Raw genomic sequence first — 24,323 nt, 5'->3', positions numbered from 1 at the left:
CCTTGCGGCCGCCTCCATGGAACCTTGCTTCGATGCGGCGCGATTACTTCGTCGCGTCGAGCGTCGCTTCGGCGTCGGCGGTGAGCAGGCGGTTGACCGCCTCGATATCGTCCGGTGACAGGTTGCCCGCGGCCTGCTTCAACGACAGCTCGTTGACCAGGAAGTTGTGGCGCGCCTGGGCGAACTGCGTCTGCGCGGCGAACAGCGTCTGCTGCGCCAGCAGCACGTCGACGACGGTGCGGGTGCCCACTTCGAGACCGGCTTCGCCGGCTTCCAGCGCGGCCTTGGCCGAAACCACCGCCAGGCGGCGGGCTTCGACTTCGGCGGCACCGGCCGCGAGCGAGCGGTAGGCGTTGCGGGTCTGGCGGGTGACGCCACGGCGCTCCTGCTCCAGCTGCTCGGCGACCGCATCGCGGTTGGCGAGGGCCGAGCGCACGCCGGCATGCACGGCGCCACCGCTGTAGATCGGCACGGTCAGGGTGATGCCCACGTTGTGGCCGTCGGACGCACCGTTCGCCGGGAAGCTGAAGGCACCATTGCTGCGCGAGCCCCACGTGGACGAATCATTGACGCCGCCGGAGAGCTCGAGCGTCGGCAGGTGGCCGGCGCGCGCGGTCGAGACGTTGGCTTCGGCGGCGTCGAGGGCGAGCGCCGCGGCCTGCAGCGCCGGGTTCTCGGCCATCGCCTTGTCCACCCAAGCCTGCAGGCCCTCGGTGTCGTCGAGCTTCGGCTGGTAATCGCTGCCCAAGCCCATCAGCGAGCCCGTCGGCTCACCGGTGATCTCGGCCAGCGCTTCGCGGGCGTCGTCGAGGCGCGTTGCCGCGCTGATTGCGTTGGCGCGGGCGCCGTCGTAGCTGGCGCGGGCCTCATGCACGTCGGTGATCGGCGCGAGGCCGACCTCGAGGCGCGTCTCGGCCTGGTCGAGCTGGCGCTTCGCCGCGGCTTCCTGCGCGCGGGCCGAAGCCAGCGATTCGATGGCCGTCAGCACGTCGAAGTAGGCGCGGGCCACGCGCACGCCGAGCGCCTGCTCGGCGGCGACGCGCTGCGCTTCGGCCTGCGCGGCCTGGGCCCTGGCGGCCTTCAGGCGCGTGTAGTCGGCGCGGTCATAGATCGACTGCCGCACGTTGATCCCGTAGGTGCGCGTGCGGGTGTCGGAGTTACCCGTGGCCTCGCCGAAGATCACTTCGCCGGGGCGGTTCGGGTCGGGCTGCGAGCCGATCGAGGTGCTGTCGCCGACGTTGTCGCTGAGGCTGGCCTGCCCGTTCACCTGCGGCAGCAGCGCAGCGCGGGACTGCGAGACACCGGCCTGGGCGGCGGCGGCGCGCGCCTCCGCGGCGGCCAGCTGCGGGTCGCTCTTGCGCGCCAACTCGTAGGCCTGCAACAGGTCGGCGGCGCTGGCCGGCACGGCGAGGCCGGCGGCGAGCAGGGCAAGGGCGAGGGGACGCAGGCGCATGGGGCTTCCTTCGGTCAAACGTTCAGAGGGTGAAGCGCGCTTCCGGGGCGAAGCCGCGCAGATAGGGGATATCGGTTTCGAACAGGCTTTCGATGCGCGGGCCGGCGGCGTCGTTGCGGAGGCAGATCGCCTCCTGCACCGGCGAGGCGCCGCGCACGAGGACGAGGCGGCCACCCGGCTTCAGCCAGCGCACGAAACGCTCGGGCACCTCGGCGACGGCGCCGCCCACGAGGATCGCGTCGAAGCGCAGCGTGGTGTCCCAGGTGCTGGCGTCGCCCTGCTCGAGGCGCACGTTGGCCGCCTCGAGGGCCTGCAGGCGACGCTGCGCCTCGGCGACGAAATCGGCGTGTTGTTCGATGGCCTGCACCGAGCGCGCGAGGCGGGCGAGGCAGGCGGTGAGGAAGCCGCTGCCGGCACCGATCTCCAGAACTTCGTCGGTGGGCGCGACGTCCAGCGCCTGCAGCAGGCGGCCTTCAATCACCGGCTTGAGCATGAACTCGTCGTGGCCGAGCGGCAGGGCGAGGTCGGCGAAGGCCAGCTTGCGATGCGTGGCCGGCACGAAGTCCTCGCGCTTCACGTCGCCGAGCACGTCGAGCACGCGCCGATCCAGCACCTCCCAGGGGCGGACCTGCTGCTCGACCATCGCGTGGCGGGCCTGATTGAAGTCGATGGGCATGGTGGGACGTCCTTGGGAGCAGGGCCGCATAGTGTAAGGGTGTGGCCCCGCTGACGACGGCTACAGTGCCGGAGCGGGGCGTGCCAGGGCAGTGACGAAGGTCACCGCGACGGAGGTCATGGTCGGTCCGCTCCGACGGGGGCATGGGCGCGCAGGAACAGCGCGACGCACTGGTCGACGTGGGCGGTCCGGGCCGCGGCCTCCGGCGGCGGCTCGATGCCGAGCAGGCAGCGGAAGTGGTGGATGCCCTTCAGGAGCACGAAGAACTGGCTGGCGGCGACCTTCGGGTCGTCGAGCCGCAGCTGGCCGCGCTGCTTGGCCAGCGCGAGGAAACCCTCCATCTCCTCCAGCGCGCGCTTCGGGCCGGCCTTGAAGTAGAGCTGGGCGAGGGTCGTCGACTGGCTGGCCTGGGCCGCCATCATCCGCATCAGTTGCACCGCGTCCTCGGCGAAGACGAGGTCGACGAAGCCGGTTCCGATCTGCCGCAGGGCCTCGCCCACGGGCAGGTCTTCGGGCCATTCGAACAGGCCATGGGGCAGCTGGTCGGCGCAGCGGGCTTCGACGGCGGCCGTGAACAGGCCTTCCTTGTCGCCGAAGTGGCTGTAGATCGTCAGCTTGGACACGCCCGCGGCCTGGGCGATGGCTTCGAGGCTCACCGCTTCGAAGCCGTGCTGGCAGAACAGCTGGCCGGCGGCCTCCACCAGGGCGGCGCGCTTCTCGGGATCTTTGGGGCGTCCGGGGTTGCCGGGGTTGCCGGGGTTGCCGGGGCGGGCCTTCGTCGTCACAAGAAATTTATTGAACTCGGGAGTATGCGAAATATACCATACCGGCGAGTTCATGAATCGTGGTCGCCCCGATGCCCGCCCTTCGCCGCTTCCCCCTGTCGTCCCGCGCCGCCTTTCGGATCGCGCCCCTGCTGCTGGCTGCCGGCCTGCTCAGTGCCTGCGGTAACGGCGATACCGCCGAGCCCCCAGCGCGCCCCGTGCTGGTGCAGCAGCCCACCCCGGCTGCCGGCGCCGTGCAGGCCTTCGCCGGCGAGATCCGCGCCCGCCACGAGACGCCCCTGGCCTTCCGGGTTGGCGGCAAGGTCGCGAAGCGGCTGGTCGACGTCGGGGATCGCGTGGTGGCCGGCCAGGCCCTCGCTGAACTGGACGCGCAGGACCTCCGCCTCAGCCGCGATGCGGCGCAGGCCCAGCTCACCGCCGCCGAGGCCGACGCGCGGCTCGCGGCCGCCGAATTCGAGCGGATCGAAGTGATGTTCCAGCGCCAGCTGGTGAGCCGCTCCCTGTTCGACGCCCGCAAGAACGGGCTCGACGCCGCCAATTCGCGCGTCGCCCAGGCGCGGGCGCAGCTGGATGTCGCCGGCAACCAGGCGGCCTACGGTGTCCTCCGCGCCAACGCGTCGGGTGTCGTCGCGGTTCGCAACATCGAGGCCGGGCAGGTGGTTTCGGCCGGACAGACGGCCTTCGGCCTTGCCGAGGACGGCGAGCGCGAAGTCGCCATCGCCCTGCCGGAAGCGGATGTCGCGCGCTTCAAGGACGGGCAGGACGTGCTGGTCGAGCTGTGGGCGGCGCCAGGGCAGCGCGTGCCGGGCACCATTCGCGAGATCGCCCCCGCCGCCGATCCGCAGGCCCGCACCTACGCCACCCGCGTTGCACTCGCCTTGCCCGAGGGCGTGCGCGTCGAACTCGGCCAGAGTGCCCGCGTCTATGCGGCCAATGCCGCGGCGCCGTCGCTGAGCGTGCCGCTCTCGGCCCTGGTGCAGGCCGACGGGCAGGCGGCGGTGTGGGTGCTCGACGCCGACGGCCAGCGCGTGAAGCGCGTGCCGGTCGACGCGGGCGCCTACAGCGAGACCGACGTGCCCGTCTCCAGCGGCCTGCAGCCTGACGACTGGGTGGTGATCAGCGGCGTGCACCTGCTGCGCGAAAACGATGCCGTGAAGCCGGTGGATCGCGAGAACCGCCCGGTGCGCGTCGAAGCGCAGGAGACGCCCGCCGTCGCCGAGGACGCCAGCGCCGCGCTCGAAGCCGGTGCCGATCGCCTCAACGCCGAAATCGCCGGATAAGCCGCGATGTCGTCGTCCTTCAACCTCTCCGCTTGGGCGCTGAAGAACCGCGTCCTCGTGCTCTACGCGATGATCGTGCTCGCGATCGTCGGCGTCTTCAGCTACCAGCGTCTCGGCCAATCGGAAGACCCGCCGTTCACCTTCAAGGTGATGGTGGTCCGCACGATGTGGCCGGGCGCCACGGCGGAGGAGGTGGCCGCACAGGTCACCGACCGCATCGAGAAGAAGCTGATGGAGACCGGGCAGTACGAGCGCATCACCTCGTACTCGCGCGCCGGCGAATCGCTCGTGCTGTTCATGGCCAAGGACTCGATGCTCTCGGCCGAGCTGCCGCAGCTCTGGTACACGGCGCGCAAGAAGATCGGCGACATCCGCCACACGCTGCCGGCCGGCGTTGTCGGCCCCTTCTTCAACGATGAGTTCGGCGACACTTTCGGAAACCTCTACGCCCTTCAGGCCGACGGCCTCGACTACGCGACGCTGAAGGACTACGCGGAACGCATCGAGCTGGAACTGCATCGCGTGCCCGACGTCGCCAAGGTCGAACTGATCGGCCTGCAGGACGAGCGCATCTGGATCGAACTCTCGAACACCAAGCTCGCCACGCTCGGCGTGCCGCTCGATGCCGTGCAGCGTGCGATCGACGAGCAGAACGCCATGGTCGGCGCCAGCTTCTTCGAGACCCCGAGCGACCGCGTGAAGCTGCGCGTGTCCGGCGCTTTCGATTCCGTCGAGGCGATCCGCCAGTTCCCGATCCGCGTGGGCGACCGCACTTTCCGCCTGCAGGACGTGGCCGACGTGAAGCGCGGATTCGTCGATCCGGCCGCGCCGCGCGTGCGCTTCATGGGCCAGGACGCCATCGGCATCGGCGTGTCGATGCGCAAGGGCGGCGACATCATCCAGCTCGGTGAACAGCTCGAAGCCGAGTTCGCGCGCATCCAGCAGACCCTGCCCGCCGGCATGACGCTCTCGAAGGTGAGCGACCAGCCCGCCGCGGTGCGCGATTCGGTCGGCGAGTTCGTGCGCGTGCTCGCCGAGGCCGTGCTGATCGTGCTGCTCGTCAGCTTCCTCAGCCTCGGCTGGCGCTCCGGCCTGGTCGTGGCGCTGTCGATCCCGCTGGTGCTGGCGATGACCTTCGCCGCGATGTACTTCCTCGGCATCGGCCTGCACAAGATCTCGCTGGGCGCGCTGATCCTCGCCCTCGGCCTGCTGGTCGACGACGCGATCATCGCCATCGAGATGATGCAGGTGAAGATGGAGCAGGGCTTCGGGCGCCTCGAGGCCGCGGCCTACGCGTGGCAGAGCACGGCCTTCCCGATGCTCACCGGCACGCTGATCACGGCCGCCGGCTTCCTGCCGATCGCTACCGCTGCCTCGAGCACCGGCGAGTACACCCGTTCGATCTTCCAGGTGGTCGTGCTGGCCCTGATCCTGAGCTGGATCGTCGCCGTGGTCTTCATCCCCTACCTCGGCGACAAGCTGCTGCCGGATCGCGAACAGATGCTCGCCAGCCACGGCGGCGGCTTCATCGGCGCCGTGCGCAAGTCGCTGGCGTCGCGCCTGCCGCCCGGGCTCGCGACCTGGGTCGCGCCGGACGTGACGCACCACGACAACCCCTACGACACGCCGTTCTACTCGCGATTCCGCGCGCTGGTGGCGTGGTGCGTCCGCTATCGCAAGACGGTGATCCTGGTGACCGTGCTGGCCTTCGTCGGCTCGCTGGCGATGTTCCGCTTCATCCCGCAGCAGTTCTTCCCGTCGTCGACGCGGTTGGAGCTGATGGTCGACCTCGAGCTCGCCGAGGGCAGCTCGCTGGCCGCCACCGAGGCCGCCGCGAAGCGCCTCGAGGCGAAGCTCGACGGCCACCCCGACATCGTCAACTACGTGGCCTACGTCGGCACCGGCTCGCCGCGCTTCTACCTGCCGCTCGACCAGAAGCTGCCGCAGGCCAACTTCGCGCAGTTCGTGCTGATCACCCCGGACATCGAGAAGCGCGAGACGGTGAAGGCCTGGTTGCAGGGCGTGCTCGACGCCGAGTTCGCCGACCTGCAGGGCCGCGTGACCCGCCTCGAGAACGGGCCGCCGGTCGGCTTCCCGGTGCAGTTCCGTGTGTCGGGCGAACACCCCGACGAAGTGCTGCGCATCGCCAATGCGGTGAAGGCACAGGTGTTGGCGAACCCGCACGCCCGCAACGTCAACCTCGACTGGGACGAGCTCAGCAAGGTGGTGCGGCTCGAGATCGACCAGGACCGTGCGCGCGCCCTCGGCGTCAGTTCCGCGCAGGTCGCTTCCTTCCTGCAGGGCTCGCTCTCGGGCACGCCGGTGAGCACGTACCGTGAAGGCAACGAGCTGATCGAGATCCTGCTGCGCGGCCCGGAGGAGGAGCGCACGCGCCTCTCGCTGCTCGGTTCGCTCGCGGTGCCAACCGCCAGTGGCAAGTCCGTGCCGCTCTCGCAGATCGCGCGCATCGAGTACGGCTTCGAGCCCGGCATCGTCTGGCGTCGCAACCGCCTGCCGACCGTCACGATCCGCGCGGACGTCGAAGGCGGTGTTACACCGCCGACGGTGACGAACCAGATCCTCCCGGCGCTCGAGCCGATCCGTGCCGAACTGCCGCCCGGCTATCGCCTGGAGACCGGCGGCGCCGTCGAGGAGTCGGCGCGCGGTGGCAAGTCGGTGGCCGCGGGCATGCCGCTGTTCCTGTTCGCCGTCGTGACCTTGCTGATGCTGCAGCTGCGCAGCTTCTCCCGTGCGGCGATGGTGCTGATGACCGCGCCGCTGGGGTTGATCGGCGTGGTCTGGTTCCTGTTGATCCCGCAGGTGCCGTTCGGCTTCGTGGCGATGCTCGGCACGATCGCGCTCTCCGGAATGATCATGCGCAACTCGGTCATCCTCGTGGACCAGATCGAGCACGACATCGCCGAAGGCCTCGCGCCCTTCCAGGCGGTGGTCGATGCGACGGTGCGGCGCTTCCGACCCATCGTGCTGACGGCGCTGGCCGCCGTGCTGGCGATGATCCCGCTGTCGCGCAGCGTGTTCTTCGGGCCCATGGCCGTCGCGATCATGGGCGGCCTGATCGTCGCCACGGCGCTCACGCTGCTGTTCCTGCCGGCCCTCTACGCCGCGTGGTTCCGCATCAAGGCCCCGGAGACGGCGCCGCGCTACTGAGCATTCCCGGGGCCTGCGCCCCGGCCAGAGATTCGCCGCCGGGTCGTCCGCGAACCGGCTCCCTCCCCCGCCTCTCCGGCGGCCCGGCGGCGATCTTCCTGCACGGGCTTTACCTCGTGTCGCGACGGCCTACCATGGGGCCATCTTGGGTTCCCCCGACCATCATGCGCGCCTTTGTCGTCCTCGCCGGCCTGCTGGCCATCGCTCCGCCCGCTTTCGCCAACACCATTCCGGAGGGCCGGCCGGATCGTTATGTGCTCCGCCAAGGCGAATCCATCGACGTTCGTTCGCCCGGCGTTCTTGGCAACGACACCGATGCCGATGGTGATTCGCTGTTCCTCGAGCCCGCGGAGGCTGCGGCGTCGGGGCAATTGATCCTCTTCCCGGATGGCAGCTTCAGTTACACGCCGGATGCGCGCTTCTCGGGTACCGACCGGTTCACGTATCGGGCGTGCGACGCCCTGGTGTGCAGTGCGCCCGTTGAAGTGCGCATCGACTCCGACGGTATCTCGGCGCCCCTGGCTGCGCGGGCGGATCGATTCGAGATCGTGGCCGGGAGTGCGCCGGTCGAGCTTGACGTCCTCGTCAACGACGCATTCGCGGTCGAGCGGCTGTCGGGAGGTCGCTTGGAGGTTCGGACAGCGGCCTCGCTCGGCAACCTCGAGGTGCTGGCAGACGGCGCCGTGCCGACGGGCTTCCGGTACCGTCCGAGGCCCGAAGCGGTGGGGACGGACCGTTTCCGTTACCGGCTGTGCGAGCTCGCGGGTCGCTGCGTCGAGTCCGAGGTCGAGGTGGTGATCCTGCCGGTCGCGCCGGTCAGGCTGGACGTCTCCGGAGGGGCGGGTTTCGCCGATGTGGCACTGCGGGGCCTTCCGGAACTTCCGGCGCCCAACCTCGTCATCACCGGCACCGGGAACGTTTCGCACTACGCGTTCCCCATCTCGATCGATGCCACGCCTCTCGATCCCTGGGCTGGAGGTGGGGCCGCGCAGACGCTGTTCACGGCGGACGGCGGCGAGTCAGGGCGCCAGTTGCGGCTCCGCGTCACGCTTGAATCGACGGATGCCGATGTCGATCTCTATGTGGGGACGGACGACGACACCAACCGTCGTGCGTCATCCGATGAGCTCACCTGCACCGCCGCGAGCGTGGCGGGCGTCGAGAGCTGCGTTCTCGAGCTGGTCATTCCCGCGGACGAGCGGCGCAGCTGGTGGGCGTACGCGCACAACCGCGAAGGACGGCGGGTCGAGGCGCGCCTGCGCGTCCTCGAGGTCGATCTGGCTGACAGCTCGTCGCTCGCGTGGTCGGCCCCGGGCCGCCTCGAGGCGGCTGCGCCGTCGGCGCTGCGCTTCTCGTGGGCCGACCAGACCCTGCTCCCAGGCGAGACCGCGGAGGGCTGGCTGCAGGTCGAGAGCGAGTCCGGCACGTCCTTGGGTTGGGTGCCGTACACCCTTGTGGCCGAGGGGCGCGACGTGGCCCCGCGCCTGCTTCGCGACGGGGACACCGTGCGATTCGACCTGCCCGCCGGCAGCGCGGCGACCGCTCTCGTGCTGGACGTCCCGGATGGCACTGCTTCCTTCACGGTATCGGCAGTGGCCGACGGTGATTTCAGCCTCGCGCTCTTCCGGGCACCGATCCCCGACGACCAGCGGTCCGACGTCAGCGTCGAGGGCATCGTCGATGGGCAGTTGCCCGAGGCAAGCCAGTTCAGCGAAGACGGCGTGGCCAGCATCGACATCGATGTCCCGGCAGGCCGCTGGCTGGTCCGCGTTGGCGACGCGACGGACGATCTCGCGGATGTGGCCGTGGACGTGGTGATCGACACCGCGGACGCTCCCGCATCGCCGTTGGGTCCGGGGCTTTACGCCCCCGGGCGTCGCCCGGGCGAGGGTTTGATCGTGGATCGCACCGGTGGGGACTGGTCTGCGGTCTGGTACGCGTTCGACGACCAGGGTCTCAGCACCTGGCTCTATCTCCAGGGAGCGGCGCCCGCGGGTGGCGAGGCATGGACGCCCACCGTCTATCGCAGCGGGGTGGGTTCGGGCGGCCAGCGCCTCGCCGCCATCGGCCGCGCCAGCCTTTCGAGGATGGATGATGGCGGGCCGATCCTCTCGTTCGAAATCGATGGCCGCGTTGGTTCGCAGCGACTGGCTGACTTCGGTCGCAACTGTCCGGTGGATCGGGGCACGCCGCGTGATCTTTCTGGCCTGTGGTACGACCCAGCGCGCGCTGGCGAGGGCTATGGGGTCTGGATCACCCTCGCGTACGAGTTCTATGGCTTCTTCGGCCATGACGCGCGCGGTCAGCCGCGCTATTTGGCAGCGGAAGGCCGAGGATTCGCGTTCCTCGGTGATCGTACTCTGGCGCTCACGGCTTACCGTGGCAGCTGCCTTTTCTGCCGCGATAGCCCGCGTGTGGGTGAAGCGGTTGGCGAGTTGCGCCGTAGCTTCGCACCTTCACTCAGCCCGATCCTGATGAATGTGGAGGCGATTTTTGGCGCGGGTGTGATTGGCGGCATCTCAAGGCGCGAGACATTGGAGCGGCTGGGCGGTGAGGCCGCGGGCTTCGGTTGCGAGAAGCCGTGATGGCGTGACGCGCCGGCGCTGCCATGCTTCAATGCGCGCCGGAAGCAGGGGTGCCCGTCGTCGGGCTGAGAAAGACCCTTCGAACCTGATGCGGGTGACGCCGCCGTAGGGAGACTTCGACGCGCCAAAGTGCGCCCCTGCCTGCATTCTGCCCGCGCGTCCCGCGCGGGCCCCGGACACGCACGCAGGACAACGCCATGAACGCCGTCGCCAAGGACCTGCTGGACAAGACCCGCCAGCTCTCCGAAGAAGTCACCCGCCCCATCCCCGGCTCCGTGAAGATCCACGTCGAGGGCTCGCGCCCCGACCTGCGCGTGCCGATGCGCGAGATCGCGCTGAGCCCCACGCCGCGCACGGTGGGTGTCGAGAAGAACGCCCCACTGGCGGTCTACGACACCTCGGGCCCCTATACCGACCCGAATGCGAACATCGACCTCGCCCGCGGCCTCGCGGCCTTGCGCGCTCGCTGGATCGAAGAGCGCGGCGATACGGAAGTGCAGGGTGGCTTGACCTCCGCCTTCGGCCGCGCCCGCGAGCACGATGGCAAGCTGGATTCGCTGCGCTTTCCGAACCGCGCGCTGCCGCGCCGTGCGAAGAGCGGCGCCAACGTCACGCAGATGCACTACGCGCGCCGCGGCATCATCACGCCGGAGATGGAATACATCGCCATCCGCGAGAACCAGCGCCTCGAAGCGATCCGCGAAGCGCACCTGCTGAAGCAGCACCCGGGCGAGAGCTTCGGCGCCGTGCTGCCGGCGCGCATCACGCCGGAGTTCGTGCGCGACGAAGTAGCGCGCGGCCGCGCCATCATCCCCGCGAATATCAACCACCCGGAACTCGAGCCGATGATCATCGGCCGCAACTTCCTGGTGAAGATCAACGCCAACATTGGCAACTCGGCGGTGAGCTCCGGTATTGCCGAGGAAGTGGAGAAGCTGGTGTGGTCGATCCGCTGGGGCGGCGACACGGTGATGGACTTGAGCACCGGCAAACACATCCACGAGACCCGCGAGTGGATCCTGCGCAACAGCCCGGTGCCGATCGGCACGGTGCCGATCTACCAGGCGCTGGAGAAGGTCGACGGCAAGGCCGAAGAACTGACGTGGGAGTTGTTCCGCGACACGCTGATTGAGCAGGCCGAACAGGGCGTGGACTACTTCACCATCCACGCCGGCGTGCGCCTGCGCTACGTGCCGCTGACCGCCAAGCGCGTCACTGGCATCGTCTCGCGCGGCGGTTCGATCATGGCGAAGTGGTGCCTAGCGCACCACAAGGAGAATTTCCTCTACACGCACTTCGAGGAAATCTGCGAAATCATGAAGGCCTACGACGTGAGCTTCTCGCTCGGCGACGGCCTGCGCCCCGGCTCTATCGCGGATGCCAACGACGCCGCCCAATTCGGCGAGCTGGAGACGTTGGGTGAGCTGACGAAGATCGCGTGGAAGCACGACGTCCAGACCATGATCGAAGGGCCCGGCCACGTGCCGATGCAGCTGATCAAGGAGAACATGGACAAGCAGCTCCGCGAGTGCGGCGAAGCGCCGTTCTACACGCTGGGCCCGCTGACAACCGACATCGCGCCGGGCTACGACCACATCACCAGCGCGATCGGCGCGGCGATGATCGGCTGGTACGGCACGGCGATGCTCTGCTACGTCACGCCGAAGGAGCACCTTGGCCTGCCGAATCGCGAGGACGTGCGCGAAGGCATCATGGCCTACAAGATCGCCGCGCATGCGGCGGACTTGGCGAAGGGCCATCCGGGCGCGCAGGCCCGCGACAACGCGCTGTCGAAGGCGCGCTTCGAGTTCCGCTGGGAGGACCAGTTCAACCTCGGCCTCGATCCGGAGAAGGCGCGCTCGTACCACGACGAGACCCTGCCGAAGGATGCGCACAAGGTCGCGCACTTCTGCTCGATGTGCGGCCCGCATTTCTGCTCGATGAAGATCACCCAGGACGTGCGCGACTACGCCGCGGAGCAGGGCGTGGCCGAGGAGGCGGAGGCGTTGGAGAAGGGCATGGCCGAGAAGTCGGCCGAGTTCCGGGCGCAGGGTGCGCAGGTGTATCGAAAGGACTGACGCGGCACGGCGCGTTCAGCTTCGACAAGGCTGAACGTTTGCCCACGGCGTGACGCGAGTGGGCCGAAACCAGCCCTCTCCGCGCGCCGTCGAGGCGGTGGCGTCGTAGCATCGGGCCATCGCGTCCCGCTCCGAGGCCTGTCATGTCCCGCTTCCGCACGCTGTTCCGCTCCGCCACGCTGGCACTCGCTGCGCTCTGGCTAGCCGCCTGTGCCACTGGTCCCCGCGTGACCACCGAGGCCGATCCCGAAGCCGACTTCTCGCGCTACCGCAGCTTCGCCTTCTACGAACCCCTGGCGATCGAAACCCGTGGCTACACGACGCTGCTGAGCGCGCGCCTGAAGGACGAGGCGCGTCGGCAGATGGAGTCGCGCGGCTACGTCTACGACGAGGCCGCGCCCGACCTGCGCGTGAACATCAACGCCTTCGTCGAGGAGAAGACCGACGTCGTGTCGGTGCCGACGACGGGCTATGCCACCTACTACAGCTATCGCGCCCGCGCCTTCGTCACGGTGCCGGTATGGCACGAGCGCGCGCAGGTGATGCAGTACACCGAGGGCACCGTCAACGTCGATCTCGTCGACGCGCGGGCGAAGCAGCTGGTGTGGGAGGGCGTGGCCGTGGGCAGCGCCGCGGGGCGCACTCCCGCCGAGCGCCGCGAGCGTGCGGTGCTGTCGATCGCGAAGATCTTCGAAGCCTTTCCGCATCGCGCGGGCGGCGCGCCCGCCACGCCGGCGCCCGCGACGGCCCCCTGAGCACGCCTTCCACTGGAGCCCCCCATGCGCCTGCGCCCTTCGATCTTCGCTTCGACCCTGCTCGCCGCCATCGTCGCCGTGGCGCTGCCCGGCTGTGCGTCGACCTCCATCGCCACCGCCGAGCAGGCGCCGGGCGCCGACGTGCGCACCTATGCGACGTTCGCGTTCTTCGAACCCTTGGCCATGGAGCGCGACGGCTACGGCACGATGGCCGGCGAGCGCGCCCGTGCGGTGCTGCGCCGGGAAATGGAGTCGCGGGGCTATCGCCTCGACCCCGAGAATCCCGCGCTGCGCATCAACGTGATCGCCGCGGCGCGTGACAGCGAGGGTGGCCCGACGTTCAGCCTTGGGCTCGGTGTCGGTGTCGGCGTGGGCGGTGGCCTTGGCGTGGGCATTCCGCTCGGCGGCAGTGGGTCGCGCGAACGCTCGCGCCTTCCCGGCGCGATCGCGATCGACGTGGTCGACACGGGAGCGAAGCGCGTGGTGTGGACCGGCGGCGTGGCCGTGCCTCGGGTCGGCCGGGACGGCGAGGCCGAAGCGTTCGAGGTGGCCCTGCGCCGCGTGATGGCGGCGCTGCCGTCGCGATCGTCGACGCCCTGAGCCTCAGCGTCCCTCGGCCGGCGCGAAGGTGAGGCCGGCGCGCTGGCGCAGGCGTTCGACGAGGCGCATCCCCATCGCGGCGGCCGGTGTCCATACGCCGCCCGGCGTCGTCTCGCGATCGACGTCCTGCACGAGGCACAACGCGGCTTCGCTGATCATCTTGCAAGTCGAGCCGTAACCCGGGTCGCGGTCGCCGGTGACCTTCGTGGTGAGCTTGCGGCCATCGGCGGTTTCGCCGAAGAACAAGGCTTCGTAGCGGCCTTTCTCGCGCTGCTGCTTGTTCGGGCCCTCGCCGGGCTTGGGCAGTGCGAAGCGCCGCAGCAGGGCGCGCGTGGGCGCAAAGGCCAGCAGCATGGTTTGCAGCTTGGAGTTACGCGCCATTGATTTGGCGCGTTTCTCGCCCGCCTTGCCTTCGCCAGTGAGCATGCGCTCGCTGTACACGAACGCCTCGCCCCAGGGATGGCCCAGCAAAGCGTGGCTGCGATGCACGTTCTTGGTGTTGATCGGCGCCATTACAAACGGTGCCGTCCATGCATTGGCCAGATCGTCGAAGGCCGCGGTGTTGTCGTTCGGTTGGCGCGGGCCCTTGAAGCCGGGCACCAGCGCGAACGGATCGCCCAAGGTGCGGATCAGGCTGCGGTCGCGGCCGATGGCTTCCATCGTGGCCAACATGCTGGCCACGGTGCCGCCCGAGAACGTGCCCTTCATGACGCTCACGCGGCCATGAACGCGGGCCAGCGGCGCGCCGAAGCGCTCTTTCGCCTCCTGCTGGGCGTGCAGGACGCCGAGGTCGAAGGGGATGGAATCGAAGCCACACGAGAACACGATGCGCGCTCCGCTGGCTTTTGCGGGTGCCTGCAGCTCGGGGATCATCTTGGCCATCCAGCCAGGCTCACCGCACAGATCGACGTAATCGGTGCCGGCATGGGCGCAGGCGCGGATCAGCGGCTCGCCGTACTGCTGGTAAGGCCCGACGGTGGTGATGACGACCTTCGTGCGTTTGACGAGCGCCGCAAGCGCGGCTTCGTCGCTGGCGTCGGCGACCAGCAAGGGCAGGTCTGCCGGCAAGCCAAGCTCATCGCGAATCTGCGCGAGCTTGGCGGCACTTCGGCCGGCCATGGCCCAGCGCACCGTCCCTGCGGCGCCATAGGTTGCGTGGAGATACTCCGCCACCAAGCGGCCGGTAAAGCCGGTGGCACCAAACACGATGAGGTCGAATTCTTTGTTCATGGGCCGGATGGTCGCACGTTGATGGCGGTCAACGTGAGGTCGATCGCGCTGAGGTTGGAAGGCGGCATGCCGAACATCGCCTTGAAGGTATCGCTGAAATGCGCGCCGCTGGAAAAGCCCGCGGCGTGGGCGGCCTCGGTGAGTGAGGCGCCTGCAATGATGTCGCGCACCGCCGAAGACGTGCGTTGCCACAGGCGCCAGCGACGCCAAGGCAGGCCGGTACTCTGGGTGAAGAGGCGTTGGAATTGCGAGGCCGACAGTCCGGCTTGCGCCGCGTGATCGCTGACGCGATGAGCGAGGCTGGGGTCTGAACGCAGACGGGCCAGCGAGGCTTCGATCCTTCGATCCATGCGGGGCGCTTCGATTCCCAAGCACGACGTTAGTGCGATGAAGTCGGCGCGTTGCACATGGGGCTGTGCACGCAGGTGTCGAAGCAGCTGCAGCGCCATGTCTTCAGCCGCAATGCCGATGGCACACCCTCTCGGCCCCGGCGTGGCCGAGGTGGCAAGCCTTTGCCACGACTGATCGCCGGCATCGAGGTAAAAAAAGGCCATGGTCGAGGCCGGCGAGTGCAGGCGATGCCACTGGCCGGCCGGAATCACCGCACTGCGCGCAAGCCGGCCGGTGCCTGGCGGCTCGTCCAGATGCTCGGCCACTTCGAAGGCATCGTCGAGCCCGAAGGCCAGGACCGTCACACTGTTGCGATGCGCGGCAATCGGAAATGCCGGACCGATATAGAGGATGGCGTGCCCCCCGTCCACCAACTGGCCTCGCGGTGAAGCGCACGTTTCTGGAAGCGCCGGTGTTCTCTGCGGCCTAGGATTCGCCATCGTCGATCCCTCAGGAGCTCTTCACCATGAAAGCATTCTCCGCGGCCTTATGGCTGCTCGTTGGGCTGGTGCACCTCTTGCCGGTGACCGGCGTCCTCGGCGCCGCCTCGCTGCAGCGCCTGTACGGCCTGCCCATCACCGACCCGAACCTGCTCATCCTGATGCAACACCGCGCCGTGCTGTTTGGTCTGGTGGGAGGGGTGCTGGTGGCGGCGGCCTTCGTGCCGGCGTGGCGATCGGTCGCGGCCGTCGTCGGCTTCATCAGCATCAGCAGCTTTCTGCTGATTGCGTGGAGCGTGGGTGGCTACAACGCATTGATCGCGCGGGTGGTGTGGATTGATGTGGGAGCTTTGGTGGCACTTGCGTTGGCAACCGCGCTTCATTGGCGCGCGACGAGGCCTTGAGAGCGACCCGCGTCTTGTCGAAGAGTCGCACTCGGGTCGTTCAACCCACCCCGCTCAATCCCCACGGTCCGCGCCCGCTGGTGGCGGTAATCAGGCCGAGCACGCGCTTCGCCTCCTCGTCGACCATCGGCCAGGTGAAGCGCCAGCTCCAGTTGTGGTCGCCCATCGTGCCGGGGATGTTCATGCGGTGCGCGGCATCGAGGCCAAGCACGTCCTGCAGCGGGAACACCGCGAAACTCGCCACCGAGTTCGCGCAGGCGCGGACCATTGCCCAGTGGATGTCGTGCTCGGAGGCCGGCAGGTAGCTGCCCGCGAACTGGCGCTCGCGCGGCGTCGCGCTGTTCCACCAGCCGCGCACCGTGTCGTTGTCGTGCGTGCCGGTGTAGGCCACGCGCGCCCGCTCGCTGTTGTGCGGCAGGAACGGGTCGGTGGCGTCGCCGCCGAAGGCGAATTGCAGGATGGTCATGCCGGGGAAGCCGCAGCCGTCGCGAAGCTCGATGACGTCGGGCGTGATCAGGCCGAGGTCTTCAGCAACGATGGGCAGCGGACCGAGCGCTTTCTCGATGGCATCGAACAGCGCCTTGCCGGGGCCGGGCACCCACTCGCCTTCCTCGGCCGTCGGGCAGCTCGCGGGGATCTCGTAGTAGCCGGCGAAACCGCGGAAGTGGTCGATGCGGAACACGTCGGCGAGGCCGAGTGCGCGGCGAACGCGATCACTCCACCATGCGAAGTCTTCCTTCGCCATCCGGTCCCAGCGGTACAACGGGTTGCCCCAACGCTGGCCGGTCGGTGCCATCGCGTCGGGCGGGCAGCCGGCCACGGCCGTGGGCTGGCCCTGCGCGTCGAGCTGGTAGAGATCGGGGCGCGCCCAGCAATCGGCACTGTGGTGCGCGATGTAGATGGGGAGATCACCCATCACCGCGATGCCTTGCGCGTTGGCGTAACCCTTCAGCGCCGCAGCCTGCGTGTCGAAGCACCACTGCACCCACGTCCAGTAGCCGATCTCGGCGGCGTGCTCAATGCGCGCGGCGGCCAGTGCCTTCGGGTCGCGGTCGCGCAACGCCGGTGCCCAGGTCCACCACGGCATGCCGCCGTGCGCGGTTTCCAGCGCCATGAACAACACGTAGTCGTCGAGCCAGTAGGCTTCCTGCTTCGCCCACGCCGCTTTCGCTGCGCGCTCGGCGGGCGCGTTCTTCGCAACATAGCCGGCATAGGCCTGGCGCAGCTGCGCGTTGCGCCATTCGACGACCTTGCCGAAGTCGACCTTGTGCGCCTCGAAGCCGCCTTCCGGCAGCGTCGGCGCCTTGAGCCAGCCGTTCGCCACGAGGCCTTCGAGCGCGATCATCAGCGGGCTGCCAGCAAACGCGGAGACGCTCTGGTACGGCGAGTTGCCCGGGCCGATGGGGTTCACCGGCAGCCACTGCCAGATCGTCTGGCCGGCGTCTTTCAGCCAATCGACGAACCGGAACGCGTCCGGACCGAAGTCGCCGATGCCGTGCGGGCCGGGCAGGGAAGTGACATGCAGGAGCACGCCGGCGGCGCGCTGGTCGAGGTTGAACATCAGGTCGGCTCCGGAGCGGAGGTGAGGCGGCGAAGGACGAGCAGGCTGTGGGCCGGGACGAGCACGGCCGGGGCAGCGAGTGTGGTGGTGAGGGCGTGGTCCGGGAAGGTGCCGGAGGTTTCCAGCAGCACGTGCCACGGGCCATCGGGCAGTTCGAAGGGGCGGTCGCTCCCGCCCGGATTGAAGGCGATGCAGCCGCGCGGCGCGGACGAGCCGGCGGCGCGGAGCTGGCAGGCGAAGGCGCCATCGCTGGTGTCGTGCCAGTCTTCCACGCGCATGTCGCTGCCGTCGGGGCGCAGCCAGCGGATGGTCGGGTCGTCCTCGCCGGGCTCCGGCAGGAACCACGTGGGCCAGCGCAGGTAGGCCTCGCTGGCGCGCAGCGCGACGAGTTGTGCGATCAGCGCGCCCGTGTCGTCGTCGGTTCCGAGGCCGGACCAGTCGATCCAACCCGTGGGGTTGTCCTGGCAGTAGGCGTTGTTGTTGCCGGCCTGCGAATTCCCCGCTTCGTCGCCGGCCAGCAGCATCGGCGTGCCCTGCGACAGCAGGGTGGTCGCGAGCAGCGCTCGGCGGACGCGGCGGCGGCGCGCGAGGAGGGCGGCATCGTCGGTGGGCCCTTCCACGCCGAAGTTCGTGCAGACCTCGTGCGCATGGCCATCGCGGTTGTGCTCGCCGTTCGCGTCGTTGTGGCGTCGCGCATAGGCGACGACGTCGGCGAGCGTGCGGCCGTCATGCGCGCTGACGTAGTTGATGCTGGCCTGCGGCCGGCGCTGGCCATGCTGGAACAGGTCGCTGGAGGCGGTGAAGCGCTTGGCGAATTCGCTGCGCGGCACGGGTGCGCGCGGGTGGCCGTCGGCCGTGGCCGCCGCACCGAGCCAGTAGCCGCGCACCGCATCGCGGAAGCGGTCGTTCCATTCGGCGAAGCGGCCGGGGAAGCGCCCGAGCTGGTAGCCCTCGAAGCCGGCGTCCCAGGGCTCGGCGATCAGGTGCACCTGCGCCAGCGTCGGGTCCTGCCGAAGCGCGACGAAGAACGGCGCGGACGGATCGAAGCCGTGGCGCGTGCGGCCCAGCGCGGCGCCGAGGTCGAAGCGGAAGCCGTCGACTCCCATCGTCTCGACCCAGTAGCGCAGCACGTCGAGCGCGAACTGCGTGGTGCGCGGGTGGATCAGGCGCAGGGTGTTGCCGCAGCCGCTGACGTTCTCGTAGCGGCTGCGGTCGTCGCCGACGAGGCGGTACCAGCTGGCGTTGTCGAGGCCGCGGAAGCTGATCGTCGCGCCGTGCTTGTCGCCTTCCGCGGTGTGGTTCAGCACCACGTCGAGCACGACGTCGAAACCTTCGCGCTGCAGGGTGGCGACCATGCGGCGGAATTCATGGATTCCGTCGTTCGGCCGGTGGCACAGGCGGCGCGCCGGGCAGAAAAACGCGACCGTGTTGTAGCCCCAGTAGTTGCGCAGGCCGCGTTCGGCGAGCGGCGCCTCGTCGAGCCACTCCATCACCGGCATCAGCGAGAGCGTGGTGACGCCGAGCGACTTCAGATGCGCGATCGATGCCGGATGGGCGAGGCCTTCGAAGGTGCCGCGCAGTGCCTCGGGGATGCCCGGCAGCTGCATGGTGAAGCCACGCACGTTCAGCTCGTAGAGCACGCTGTCGCGCAGCGGGCGGCGCGGGCGCGAGGCCGCACGTGGCGCGAGGCCATCGGCGAGCGCAGCGGGCGCGTCGACCACGCACGCCTTCAGCGCCAGCGCGGCGTTGTCGCGGGAGTCGGGCTGGCGGCCTTGCGGGTGGCTGGCGGCCCAGCCGTGGTGCTCGGAGCGCCACTGGAAGTCACCGACCAACGCACGCGCATAGGGATCGAGCAGCAGCTTGGCCGGATTGAAGCGGTACCCGGACTCCGGCTGGTATCGGCCGTGCGCGCGGAAGCCGTACACGAGGCCGGCCCCGGCGCCTTCGAGGCGTCCGTGGAACACGCCATCCTCGCCGGCGTGCAGGGGCAGGCGCTCGATCTCACGTTGCCCGTCATCGCTGAACACGCACAGCTCGATGCGCTTCGCGCGCTGCGAGGCCACGGCGACGTCGACGCCGTTGTCGCGTAGGTGCGCGCCCAGCGGCGCATGCAGGCCGGGCAGCAGCGTGCGCCTTGGCGCCGCGGTGACGGCCGCGTTCGCGCTCATGCCGGGCGCAGCACCACGGTGGCCAGGGGTGGCAGCGTCAGCGTCACCGCGCCGTCCTTCGCCTTCAGCACGCCGCCGCCATTCCCGACATCGCTGCCGCCGTAGTGGCGCGAGTCGGTGTTCAAGGCTTCGCGCCAGGCCTTTGGCGCGCCCTTCGGCAGCGGCAGGCGGTAGCCCTCGCGCGGCACTGGCGTGAAGTTGCAGGCGACGAGGGCGATGTTGCCCGCGCCGTCGCGGCGAGCCCAGGCGTAGACGCTCTGTTCGCGGTCGTCGCCGACCAGCCATTCGAAGCCGGCCGCCTCGCCATCCAGCGCATGCAGGGCCGGGGTGTCGCGATACAGCGCGTTGAGGTCGCGCACGAGGTCGCGCACGCCGGCGTGGTGCGGGTACTGCACCAAGTGCCAGGGCAGGGGTTCGGCGTCGCGCCACTCCGTGCCCTGGGCGAACTCCTGGCCCATGAACAGCAGCTTCTTCCCCGGGTGCCCCCACATGAAGCCGTAGTAGGCGCGCAGGTTGGCGAAGCGCTGCCAATCGTCGCCCGGGCACCTCCCGAGGATCGAGCCCTTGCCGTGCACCACTTCATCGTGGGACAGCGGCAGCATGAAGTTCTCGCTGAAGGCGTACACGAGGCCGAAGCTCATCCGGTCGTGGTGCCAGCGCCGATGCACGGGCTCTTCCTGCAGGTAGCGCAGCGTGTCGTTCATCCACCCCATGTTCCATTTGAAGTGGAAGCCGAGCCCCCCGGCGTGTACCGGCGCCGATACCCCGGGGAAGCTCGTGGACTCTTCGGCCAGCGTGATGGCGCCGGGGCATTCGCGGCCGATGGTGGTGTTGATGTGCTTCAGCAGCGCGATGGCCTCGAGGTTCTCGCGCCCGCCGTGCGCGTTCGGGATCCACTCGCCGGCGTCGCGGGAATAATCGCGGTAGAGCATCGAGGCCACCGCATCGACGCGCAGGCCGTCCACGCCCCAGTGCTCGAGCCAGTGCAGCGCGCTGCCGGTGAGGAAGCTCACCACTTCGTTGCGGCCGAAGTTCGGGATCAGCGTGCCCCAATCGCGGTGCTCGCCTTCGCGCGGGTCGGCGTATTCGTAGAGCGCGGTGCCGTCGAAGCGGCCGAGGCCGTGCGCGTCGCGCGGGAAATGTGCCGGCACCCAATCCAGGATCACGCCGAGGCCAGCCGCGTGGCAGGCGGCGACGAAGCGGCCGAAGCCTTCCGGTTCGCCGAAGCGCGCCGTCGGCGCGAAAAGCCCCAAGGTCTGGTAGCCCCAGCTGCCGTCGAAGGGATGCTCGGTGATCGGCAGCAGTTCGACGTGGGTGAATCCGAGCGCCGCCGCGTAGCCCGGCAGCACCGCGGCCAATGCGTCCCAATGCGGGAAGCCGGTGCGCGCGGTGTGCTCGGCGCAGGCCGGAAGCGCGGCGGTCGCGGTGGCGAGATCGGGGTGCCCCCAGGAGCCGAGGTGCACTTCGTAGGTGCTGATGGGCACGCCGCGATGGTTGCGTGCGGCGCGCTCGGCCGGCAGCGGCGTGTCGCCGCGTGGCGTCGCGACGCGGCTGGCATTGCCCGGCCGCAGCTCGCTCGCGAAGGCGTAGGGATCGGCCTTGGCCGGCAGCAGGCTGCCGTTGGCGTCGATGAGCTCGAACTTGTAGTGGTCGCCGGGCGCGGCGTGCGGCACGAACAGCTCCCACACGCCTGCCGTGTGGCGCAGGCGCATCGGATGCCGGCGGCCGTCCCAAGCGTTGAAGTCGCCGACCACCGAGACGCGGCGCGCATTCGGCGCCCAGACCGCGAACCGGACGCCGGCCACGCCTTCGATGCTCAGCGCATGCGCGCCGAGGAAGCGCTGCGGCCGCGTATGGTGGCCTTCGTGGAAGGCACGCAGCTCGTCTTCGCTGATCTGCGGACCAAACGCATAGGCATCGGCATAGACACCATCGTCGCCGTTGGCCCAGCGCACACGCAGGCGGTAGTCGAAGCGCTGTTTGCGGCGCGGAATGCCGCCTTCGAACAGGGGCGTGACGAGACTCTCGCCGGCCGACAGGTCGAGGCGGCGCGGTTCCAGGGTCGCGACGGCCTTGCCGGTCGTGGCGTCGAGTACATCGACCGTGTCGGCGCCCGGCAGCAGGGCGCGCAGCCACAGCGCGCCGGCCGCGTCGGCGTGGAGGCCGAGCACGGCAAAGGGATCGGCGTGGCGCGCCGCGAGCAGGGCCGCGACGGCGCCGGGGTCAAGCATTCGTTTTCGCGGACTTCGCGGCAGCGGGCACGGACCAGACCTTGGCGGCGTACTCGGCCACGGTGCGGTCGGCCGAGAAGAAGCCCATGCCGGCGATGTTGCGGAGCACGGCGGCATTCCACGCCTTCTGATCGCGGTAGAGCCCATCGACGCGCGCCTGCGTGGCGACGTAGTCGGCGAAGTCGGCGAGCAACAGGTAGGTGTCGCGATTCAGCAGGCCGTCGACGAGGGCGCGGTAGCGCTGCGGTTCGCCGGGACTGAAGGCGCCGCTGCCGATGGCGTCGAGCACGGCCTTCAGCGAAGCGTTCTGCGCGGCGATCCAGCGCGGGTCGTAGCCCACGGCCTTCAGGTTCGCCACCGCGTCGGCGCGCAGGCCGAACACAAACACATCCTCTTCGCCGATGTGCTGCGCCATTTCGATGTTCGCGCCGTCCCAGGTGCCGATGGTCAGCGCGCCGTTCATCGCGAACTTCATGTTGCCGGTGCCGCTGGCTTCCGTACCTGCGGTGCTGATCTGCTCGGAGAGGTCGGCGGCCGGGATGATCGACTCGGCCAGCGACACGCCGTAGTTCGGCAGGAAGACCAGCTTCAGCTTGCCGTCCAGGCGCGGGTCGCTGTTGACCACGCGGCCGATGTCGGTGGCGAGGCGGACGATCTGCTTCGCCGCCACGTACGCGCTGGCGGCCTTGCCGGCGATCACGACGGTGCGCGGCGTCCAGCCCTGGCCCTCGGGGCCGGCCGGGTTGGCCAGCATGGCCTGGTAGCGCGCGACGACGTGCAGCAGGTTCAGCAGCTGGCGCTTGTACTCGTGGATGCGCTTGATCTGCACGTCGAACAGGGAGTCGACGTCGACCACCACGCCGAGTTCGCGGCGGATGCGCTCGGCGAGTTTTTCCTTGTTGGCGCGCTTCACCGCGGCAAGGCGCTGGCCCAGTGCGGCGTCGCCGGCCTGCGCGCGCAGGGCCGAGAGCTGGCCAAGGTCGCGGCGCCAGCCGGTGCCGATGTGGTCATCAAGAAGGTTCGACAGGCCCGGGTTGCACTGCTGCAGCCAGCGTCGCGGCGTGACGCCGTTGGTGACGTTGGTGAAGCGCTCCGGGTACAGGCGGGCGTAGTCGGAGAAGATCGTCTCGATCATCAGGTCGGAATGCAGCTTCGCCACGCCGTTGACCTGGTGCGAGGCCACCACCGCGAGCGCGGCCATGCGGACGCGGCGGCCATGCTGCTCGTCGATGATCGACACGCGCTGCACCAAGTCGTCGTCGCCCGGCGCTTTGGCGCGCACGTCGGCGAGGAATTCGTGGTTGATGCGGTAGATGATCTCGAGGTGGCGCGGCAGCAGGCGCTCGACCATCGCGACCGGCCAGGTCTCCAGCGCTTCCGGCATCAGGGTGTGGTTGGTGTAGGCCACCGCTTGGCGGGTGATCGCCCAGGCCTCGCCCCACTCCAAGCCATGCTCATCGACAAGAATCCGCATCAGTTCGGCCGGGGCCAGCGCGGGATGCGTGTCGTTGAGGTGGACGGCATTGCCGCGGCCGAGTTCGGCGAGCGGACGGCCTTCAGCGAGGTGGCGCGCGATCAGGTCCTGCAGCGAGGCGGAGACGAGGAAGGCTTCCTGCTTCAGGCGCAGCGTGCGGCCGGCCTCGGTGCTGTCGTCGGGGTAGAGCACCCAGTTCAGCGTATCGGCCGCGAGCTGCGCGGCGCCGGCGGCGGCGTAGTCGCCGCGGCAGAAGGCGGCGAAGTCGATCGGCTGCTCGGCGCTGGCCTCCCACTGGCGCAGCGTGGCGACGTGGCCGTGCGCATGCGCCGGCACCACGAAGTCGAAGGCGCGGGCGCGCACGCGCTCGGCCGGCACCCAGCGGCGCGTGCCGCCGGCGTCCGACTCGACATGGCCACCGAAGCCCACGACGAAGGCGACGTCGGCGCGTTCGAAATCCCAATGCGTGCCGTCGCGCTGCCAGTCGTCCGGGCGTTCGACTTGTGCGCCGTCCTGCAGGCCCTGCGCGAACATGCCGTAGCGGTAGCGCAGGCCGTAGCCGAAGGAGGGCAGGCCGAGTTCGGCGAACGAATCGAGGAAGCAGGCGGCCAAGCGGCCGAGGCCGCCGTTGCCGAGTGCGGCGTCGGGCTCGGACTCGAGCACGTCGGCCAGCGAGACGCCGTGGCGGTTGAGCTCGTCGCGCAGCGCGGGTTCGAGCTGCAGGGCGGCGAGCGCGTTGCGCATCGCGCGGCCCATCAGGAATTCCATCGACAGGTAATGCACGCGGCGCTGGTCCTTGCCGCGTGCGGCGTCCCTGGCCTGCGTGGCAGCCCAGCGCTCGGCCAGCGGGCCGCGGCAGGCCTCGGCGGCGGCACGCAGCGCGGCGCGGGCAGCGGGGGCTTCGCGGCCGTCGGTGGTCGTCATGGCAAGCGCTCGACGGAAGGCCGCGACAAGGTCGGCGGCGGGCGGGGCGGCCGGCGTCGTGGCCGGAGCGGTAGCAGGCTGGGTCGTCATTCGCGGGAGCTTAAGACCCGCGTCCGCGCTG

16 protein-coding genes and 1 riboswitch are annotated in these 24,323 nt (G+C 69.5%); of the genes, 7 read left to right on the top strand and 9 right to left on the bottom strand.

Annotation, left to right across the window (positions count from 1 at the left end; all coding sequences use genetic code 11):
- Nucleotides 1–43: 43 nt before the first annotated feature.
- The 3 genes from O9280_RS08155 to O9280_RS08145 all read right to left on the bottom strand — a co-directional run bounded on the left by O9280_RS08155 (nucleotide 44) and on the right by O9280_RS08145 (nucleotide 2,914).
- The gene (locus O9280_RS08155; RefSeq protein WP_298341026.1) at nucleotides 44–1,453 is read right to left on the bottom strand and encodes a TolC family outer membrane protein; all 1,410 of its coding nucleotides are present in this window, start codon (nucleotides 1,451–1,453) and stop codon (nucleotides 44–46) included.
- 22 nt (nucleotides 1,454–1,475) lie between these two features.
- Nucleotides 1,476–2,129, bottom strand: coding sequence for a protein-L-isoaspartate O-methyltransferase (locus O9280_RS08150; RefSeq protein ID WP_298341024.1), 654 nt, complete (start codon nucleotides 2,127–2,129; stop codon nucleotides 1,476–1,478).
- A gap of 116 nt (nucleotides 2,130–2,245) precedes the next feature.
- The gene (locus O9280_RS08145) at nucleotides 2,246–2,914 is read right to left on the bottom strand and encodes a TetR/AcrR family transcriptional regulator (RefSeq protein WP_298341022.1); all 669 of its coding nucleotides are present in this window, start codon (nucleotides 2,912–2,914) and stop codon (nucleotides 2,246–2,248) included.
- Between the two features lie 71 nt (nucleotides 2,915–2,985).
- Here O9280_RS08145 and O9280_RS08140 point away from each other — a divergent pair, with 71 nt between their 5' ends.
- The 6 genes from O9280_RS08140 (at nucleotide 2,986) to O9280_RS08115 (ending at nucleotide 13,380) form a co-directional block, all read left to right on the top strand.
- Nucleotides 2,986–4,194 carry an efflux RND transporter periplasmic adaptor subunit gene (locus O9280_RS08140; protein ID WP_298341020.1) on the top strand — a complete coding sequence of 403 codons (1,209 nt, stop codon included), beginning with the start codon at nucleotides 2,986–2,988 and terminating at the stop codon, nucleotides 4,192–4,194.
- A gap of 6 nt (nucleotides 4,195–4,200) precedes the next feature.
- Nucleotides 4,201–7,362, top strand: a complete 3,162-nt coding sequence (locus O9280_RS08135; protein ID WP_298341018.1) for an efflux RND transporter permease subunit — start codon at nucleotides 4,201–4,203, stop codon at nucleotides 7,360–7,362.
- 164 nt (nucleotides 7,363–7,526) lie between these two features.
- Nucleotides 7,527–9,947, top strand: a complete 2,421-nt coding sequence (locus tag O9280_RS08130) for an Ig-like domain-containing protein (RefSeq protein WP_298341016.1) — start codon at nucleotides 7,527–7,529, stop codon at nucleotides 9,945–9,947.
- Nucleotides 9,948–9,983: 36 nt separating this feature from the next.
- Nucleotides 9,984–10,077: riboswitch (TPP riboswitch) on the top strand.
- Nucleotides 10,078–10,144: 67 nt separating this feature from the next.
- Nucleotides 10,145–12,025, top strand: a complete 1,881-nt coding sequence (gene thiC, locus O9280_RS08125; protein WP_298341014.1) for a phosphomethylpyrimidine synthase ThiC — start codon at nucleotides 10,145–10,147, stop codon at nucleotides 12,023–12,025.
- 143 nt (nucleotides 12,026–12,168) lie between these two features.
- Nucleotides 12,169–12,780 carry a DUF4136 domain-containing protein gene (locus O9280_RS08120; protein ID WP_298341012.1) on the top strand — a complete coding sequence of 204 codons (612 nt, stop codon included), beginning with the start codon at nucleotides 12,169–12,171 and terminating at the stop codon, nucleotides 12,778–12,780.
- Nucleotides 12,781–12,804: 24 nt separating this feature from the next.
- Nucleotides 12,805–13,380 carry a DUF4136 domain-containing protein gene (locus O9280_RS08115; RefSeq protein WP_298341010.1) on the top strand — a complete coding sequence of 192 codons (576 nt, stop codon included), beginning with the start codon at nucleotides 12,805–12,807 and terminating at the stop codon, nucleotides 13,378–13,380.
- 3 nt (nucleotides 13,381–13,383) lie between these two features.
- On the opposite strand, the gene O9280_RS08110 is transcribed toward O9280_RS08115, so the two are convergent.
- Together O9280_RS08110 and O9280_RS08105 are read right to left on the bottom strand one after the other, a co-directional pair.
- Nucleotides 13,384–14,610: a saccharopine dehydrogenase NADP-binding domain-containing protein gene (locus O9280_RS08110; RefSeq protein WP_298341008.1), complete on the bottom strand. Its 1,227-nt coding sequence runs from the start codon at nucleotides 14,608–14,610 to the stop codon at nucleotides 13,384–13,386.
- Complete coding sequence (locus tag O9280_RS08105; protein ID WP_298341006.1) at nucleotides 14,607–15,371, bottom strand: helix-turn-helix domain-containing protein; 765 nt, start codon at nucleotides 15,369–15,371, stop codon at nucleotides 14,607–14,609. Before O9280_RS08105 ends, O9280_RS08110 begins: the two co-directional genes overlap by 4 nt.
- Before the next feature lie 95 nt (nucleotides 15,372–15,466).
- Here O9280_RS08105 and O9280_RS08100 point away from each other — a divergent pair, with 95 nt between their 5' ends.
- Nucleotides 15,467–15,844 (top strand): hypothetical protein, encoded by a 378-nt coding sequence (locus tag O9280_RS08100; protein ID WP_298341005.1) that lies wholly within the window; start codon nucleotides 15,467–15,469, stop codon nucleotides 15,842–15,844.
- A gap of 40 nt (nucleotides 15,845–15,884) precedes the next feature.
- Here O9280_RS08100 and malQ read toward each other — a convergent pair whose 3' ends face one another.
- From malQ to O9280_RS08080, 4 genes are read right to left on the bottom strand one after another with little or no spacing between them, the layout of a single operon-like run.
- Entirely contained in the window at nucleotides 15,885–17,405 is a 1,521-nt protein-coding gene (gene malQ, locus O9280_RS08095) for a 4-alpha-glucanotransferase (RefSeq protein WP_298341003.1), read from the bottom strand.
- Nucleotides 17,405–19,573, bottom strand: coding sequence for a glycogen debranching protein GlgX (glgX, locus tag O9280_RS08090; protein ID WP_298341001.1), 2,169 nt, complete (start codon nucleotides 19,571–19,573; stop codon nucleotides 17,405–17,407). Before glgX ends, malQ begins: the two co-directional genes overlap by 1 nt.
- The gene (gene glgB, locus O9280_RS08085) at nucleotides 19,570–21,804 is read right to left on the bottom strand and encodes a 1,4-alpha-glucan branching protein GlgB (RefSeq protein ID WP_298340999.1); all 2,235 of its coding nucleotides are present in this window, start codon (nucleotides 21,802–21,804) and stop codon (nucleotides 19,570–19,572) included. Before glgB ends, glgX begins: the two co-directional genes overlap by 4 nt.
- Nucleotides 21,797–24,292 (bottom strand): glycogen/starch/alpha-glucan phosphorylase, encoded by a 2,496-nt coding sequence (locus tag O9280_RS08080; protein WP_298340997.1) that lies wholly within the window; start codon nucleotides 24,290–24,292, stop codon nucleotides 21,797–21,799. Before O9280_RS08080 ends, glgB begins: the two co-directional genes overlap by 8 nt.
- Nucleotides 24,293–24,323: the final 31 nt, after the last annotated feature.

It is taken from the genome of Silanimonas sp., assembly GCF_027531545.1.
Taxonomy (GTDB): Bacteria; Pseudomonadota; Gammaproteobacteria; order Xanthomonadales; family Xanthomonadaceae; genus Silanimonas.
The sequence above is the reverse complement of the archived record's forward strand: the minus strand, read 5'-3'. Positions and strand labels throughout refer to the sequence as shown.

Coding starts and splice junctions, on each gene's coding strand:
- O9280_RS08150 (WP_298341024.1), bottom strand. CDS start 2,129: ATGCCCATCGACTTCAATCAGGCCCGCCACGCGATGGTCGAGCAGCAG.
- O9280_RS08100 (WP_298341005.1), top strand. CDS start 15,467: ATGAAAGCATTCTCCGCGGCCTTATGGCTGCTCGTTGGGCTGGTGCAC.
- thiC (WP_298341014.1), top strand. CDS start 10,145: ATGAACGCCGTCGCCAAGGACCTGCTGGACAAGACCCGCCAGCTCTCC.
- malQ (WP_298341003.1), bottom strand. CDS start 17,405: ATGTTCAACCTCGACCAGCGCGCCGCCGGCGTGCTCCTGCATGTCACT.
- O9280_RS08115 (WP_298341010.1), top strand. CDS start 12,805: ATGCGCCTGCGCCCTTCGATCTTCGCTTCGACCCTGCTCGCCGCCATC.
- glgX (WP_298341001.1), bottom strand. CDS start 19,573: ATGAGCGCGAACGCGGCCGTCACCGCGGCGCCAAGGCGCACGCTGCTG.
- O9280_RS08135 (WP_298341018.1), top strand. CDS start 4,201: ATGTCGTCGTCCTTCAACCTCTCCGCTTGGGCGCTGAAGAACCGCGTC.
- glgB (WP_298340999.1), bottom strand. CDS start 21,804: ATGCTTGACCCCGGCGCCGTCGCGGCCCTGCTCGCGGCGCGCCACGCC.
- O9280_RS08110 (WP_298341008.1), bottom strand. CDS start 14,610: ATGAACAAAGAATTCGACCTCATCGTGTTTGGTGCCACCGGCTTTACC.
- O9280_RS08155 (WP_298341026.1), bottom strand. CDS start 1,453: ATGCGCCTGCGTCCCCTCGCCCTTGCCCTGCTCGCCGCCGGCCTCGCC.
- O9280_RS08130 (WP_298341016.1), top strand. CDS start 7,527: ATGCGCGCCTTTGTCGTCCTCGCCGGCCTGCTGGCCATCGCTCCGCCC.
- O9280_RS08140 (WP_298341020.1), top strand. CDS start 2,986: ATGCCCGCCCTTCGCCGCTTCCCCCTGTCGTCCCGCGCCGCCTTTCGG.
- O9280_RS08120 (WP_298341012.1), top strand. CDS start 12,169: ATGTCCCGCTTCCGCACGCTGTTCCGCTCCGCCACGCTGGCACTCGCT.
- O9280_RS08080 (WP_298340997.1), bottom strand. CDS start 24,292: ATGACGACCCAGCCTGCTACCGCTCCGGCCACGACGCCGGCCGCCCCG.